General features: G+C 55.0%; 2 protein-coding genes. One reads left to right on the top strand and one right to left on the bottom strand.

Features of this window, described 5'->3' with window-relative positions:
* The first annotated feature begins 375 nt into the window (after window positions 1–375).
* Window positions 376–2,742, top strand: a complete 2,367-nt coding sequence (locus NP945_RS31750; protein ID WP_256748508.1) for a penicillin acylase family protein — start codon at window positions 376–378, stop codon at window positions 2,740–2,742.
* Window positions 2,743–3,379: 637 nt separating this feature from the next.
* Here NP945_RS31750 and NP945_RS31745 read toward each other — a convergent pair.
* Complete coding sequence (locus NP945_RS31745; protein ID WP_256748507.1) at window positions 3,380–3,892, bottom strand: amidase family protein; 513 nt, start codon at window positions 3,890–3,892, stop codon at window positions 3,380–3,382.
* Between the last annotated feature and the right edge of the window lie 399 nt (window positions 3,893–4,291).

Raw genomic sequence — 4,291 nt, 5'->3', positions numbered from 1 at the left:
CGAAAAGCGAATGCGTCGAGGGGACAAGATTGCGAAGCTTGGACATGAAGCAGGTCTATATCAGATGCTATATTTTCCGTCTACGAGACCAACAACACATGGTCTATTCGATATGAGGATATCTATCATTGCCAGGTCTTGAGCAAGTCGCAGTTGAGCTTAGTCAGCTTGGGCAACGCCAGAGGACAAAACTTCTCGGCTGCTTCCGCTTGCACCCAAAAACAAGAAGGTCGCCGCTGGACGACCAAGGATACTGACGGTCACTTCGATGAACACTGCTTCCGGGTTTGCATCACACCCGGCGCTGGGAATGTAAGGGCAATCTGCAGGGTGGCTGCCGATTTATGTCGGCAAGAGCCGTCACGGGCGGCTAACATGGACAAGGAAATGTCTACAAACATCACTATCGATCGCCGCAGTGTCACCAGGCTTAAGAACGAGGTCACGATCAACGTTGATAGATGGGGAGTTGCCCACATCAGGGCGGAAAATTTACATGACTTGTTCTTCGCGCAAGGGTGGAATGCGGCTCGCGACCGTCTATGGCAGATCGATATCGCGCGAAAACGAGGTCTCGGTCTCCTGTCACGCGATTTTGGTCCAGGTTATCTGGAGCAAGACCGAGCAGCGCGTCTTTTGCTATATCGCGGAAATATGAGTCCAGAATGGGTAGCGTACGGTTCTGATTCAGAGGAAATATGCTCTGCGTTTGCGGAGGGTATAAATTCGTATGTGGATAGCTGCAATGAGGGCTTGATCGCGTTGCCCCCTGAGTTCGTGCTCCTCGGCCACGCACCTGATCGCTGGAAACCGGAAGACGTCGTCCGAGTAAGAACGCATTCGCTAACCCGGAACGCGACCTCGGAACTATTACGTTCTAAGGTGATGGCACTCGCAGGTGCGCAGGACGGCGCTCGTCTAGACGGGCTAAGACAAGTATTGTCACCGGCGATAGTCCCCCGGCCGGTGGAAGGCTTTGACCCGGCTGTCATGACTGACCGAGTGCTGCGCGATTTCCACCTTGCAACCAGTCCAGTTTCATTTTCAAGCGCACGACTAGCAGCCAAGCTTGACGACGCTGGTCTCTGGACCAACGTGACCAAATCGGACGAGGTTGTGCGGACGCCGTTTGAAGAGGGCTCAAATAGCTGGGCCGTAGCCGCGAGCAAAACCACAACTGGACGCCCGATGCTCGCGCTGGACCCCCATCGGAACCATGTTCTGCCGTCGGTCAGATATGTTGTACATCTGAGCATGCCGGGGCTGAATGTAATCGGGGCCGGCGAGCCTATGGTGCCAGGGATATCGATGGGTCATAACGGCACGGCTTCTTTTGCGATTACGATTTTCGGCACTGATCAGGAAGATATATACGTCTATGATCTGAAGCCAGACGAGGAGGATGAATATTCCTACAAAGGGGCCTGGGAGCAGGTAGTGACTATTAAGGAGAGTATACCAGTTTGCGGCCACGAGGACCAGCAGGTCGAGCTTCGCTTTACACGCCATGGCCCCGTTCTTTACAAAGATGCTGAAAACAAGCGCGCTTTTGCGTTGAGAACAGTATGGATGGATTCCGGCATGGCTCCCTACATGGCGAGCTTGGCCGTTATGCGCGCAAAGACCCATGCAGAATACGTTTCCGCTCTGGCATGTTGGGGCTGTCCCTCTGTCAATCATATCTATGCGGACATTTCGAATACGATCGCTTGGAACCCGTCAGGTGCGGCCCCGATTCGAAGAAATTGGGACGGCCTGCTTCCGGTTCCCGGAGACGGCCGGTTTGAGTGGGATGGATACTTGTCGTCGGATGACGGGCCGTCCGAGCTAAATCCAGTAAAGGGCTTCGTTGCTACCGCCAACGCAATGAATGTGCCGCAAGAATGGAGCAGAGCCAATCCCGCGTTTGGACACGAGTGGTCGGAGAGTAGCCGGCATGAAACCCTTCATTCAAAACTTTCGCGTCTAAAAAAGATCTCGCTCAAAGACTGCATGTCGCTGCAGTGTTCAGTTTACTCGCCAATCGCATATCGTATTCTCAAGCGACTGCGAGGCTTTCAACACCTGAATCCGGCCACACCGGAGGTCCGACTGCTTTTCAATTGGGACGCGCATTTGGATGCGAGTTCCGCGGCTGCGGCGCTTTTCGAGATCTGGCTCACCAAGCATCTTGGTCCGAGAATAGCTCGACTGGAAGGGGCCGACGAACAGATGTTGGGGCTCCTTATGCCGCTAGACCCTTCAGCTATAGCCTCTTGGCTAGAACAAGCGCGGCCAAATGAAATCCTCGCCGACTCTATAACAGCATCATTGGCTTCTGCTTGGGCCGAATGCATCAAAGTCATGGGGCATGACTCCGCGAAATGGTCGTGGGGGAGAATTCATAAACTTGAACTGCTCCACCCGTTGCAAGGCTTAACAACTGAAGAATGGTCTTTGGGGCCAATTGCTCTTGGCGGCAGCGGTTCGACACTGAATTATTCAACTTATCGGCAGGACAACTGCTTGGTCACGACCGGACCGTCGGTACGGATGATTATAGACGTTGGAGCTTGGGACAATAGTGTATTTATTAACAATCCTGGTCAATCCGGTGTGCCTCTGTCAGAGCATTATCATGATCTGGTCTCTGCCTGGCAGAACGGGGACTACAAACCACTACTGTATTCGCAACAGTTGATAGATCGCGAAAGCCACTATCGGATTTCGCTGTCTCCCACAAAAGCTAAGACTCTCGAATAGCGCAGTACACTGCGAATTTCATTGGATTACATGACTTCGCGACCGATGGGCCAGGCCAGAAGCCTGGCAGCCGTGGACGAGCAGGTATCCCCATGCCGCTTCGTCCAGCTTATGCGAGGTTTTTCTCCACCGGCCCCATTTCCTTCTTCGGATCGCCAAGATTGTGGGATTCGCGACTTCAGCGATAATATGCGTCTGCCCATCCATTCCGATCGAACTGTACCGTCAGATGACTAGGCAGTGCGCCTCGTATAGTCACCGCGATCTGTCCGAAACTGATTCGAGAACACGGTCCACCCTGTCTTCGCTCGCTCGCAGCTAGATCTAAGTCCGAAACACTTCGACCATTGCTCCGGCCTGTGCAAATTTGCTTGCCGCCCCGCGGACCAAATTGACCAGCCCGGGCTCGGCAGCAAGCTGGCTTGTCCAATCGACAAGCCATCCAAATCGCGCCTTGCGCGGATCGATTGGCTTGAGGTTGTCCAGCCAACCGCGATTGCTGTATCCGGTCGTTATCCGGCCTGCACCGACAGCAGCAGGGCCACGTCCTCCACTGTTCGGCCCATCGGGTCCACCACTGTCATCCGGACCGAGTCAAGCGCCAGGGTTGGCACCCGCCCGGCCGAAACTCGAAAGCCTATGACATTATGCGCAACGAGCCACCCATGTCGCTGCCGTCGGCAACCGGTCGCATCCGCAGGGCGAGCGCAACGGCCACCCCGCCGCTAGACCTGCTGCCGATACGGGTCAAATCGTACGTATTAAGGGTGGTCCCGAAAATCGGATTGTAGCTGTTCGCCCAAGCCCAATTCGGGGCGTTGGTCTTGCCTGTGATAATCGCTCCCGCAGCGCGCATCCGCGAGACAAAGATGGCGTCATTCTCAGGAATGAAATCCCGGAGCATGGGCGAGCCATAGGTAGTTTGCAGCCCCTTGGTTTTCGCGCTATCCTTAATCGCGTGAGGCACGCCGTGAAGAAGGCCAGCCCACTCCCCGCGAGGTACGGCCATGTCCGCCGCGGCTGCCTCGTTTAGTAGATTCCGTGGGGAACGAAGCGAGATGATCGCGGGGACCAGCCCGTTCACCTGTTCGATATGGTCCAGAAAGGCGGTCATTGCCTCGACAGCCGAGATTTCGCGGGTAGGGATCATATGCGCAAGTCTGACAGGATCGCCTCGTCATGGTTCCGGGATGAGGAGCGCCTGTTTGCAAGGCGATTTACCATTCATGTCCAGCTTGCCTCATTAACGCGTCAGTTCGCCGAGCTGGGCTCAACCCACATCGATGTGGGGTGGCTGATCCGGTCGTTCTACATACCTTTCACTACTCGGAATCTCGTTGCGCACCGATCGGCGCACCGGAATTGGCATCGCGCGGACGGAGGGAAACAGCCCAAAGCATCTGAGCAGAAAACTCACCGATTTGTCTTGTGCTATTCCATCAAAGTCTCATCAAACGGGCATCTCGTGAGATTTTCAACTCCGCTCTCGGTCACGAGCACCTGCTCTTCCAGTTTCACGCCTTCCCGCCCACCGACGGCACCGATATAA

The organism is Mesorhizobium sp. LMG17149, from assembly GCF_024518695.1.
Taxonomy (GTDB): Bacteria; Pseudomonadota; Alphaproteobacteria; order Rhizobiales; family Rhizobiaceae; genus Mesorhizobium.
Note: the sequence above shows the minus strand (reverse complement) of the source record. Positions and strands in the feature narration are given on the sequence as shown.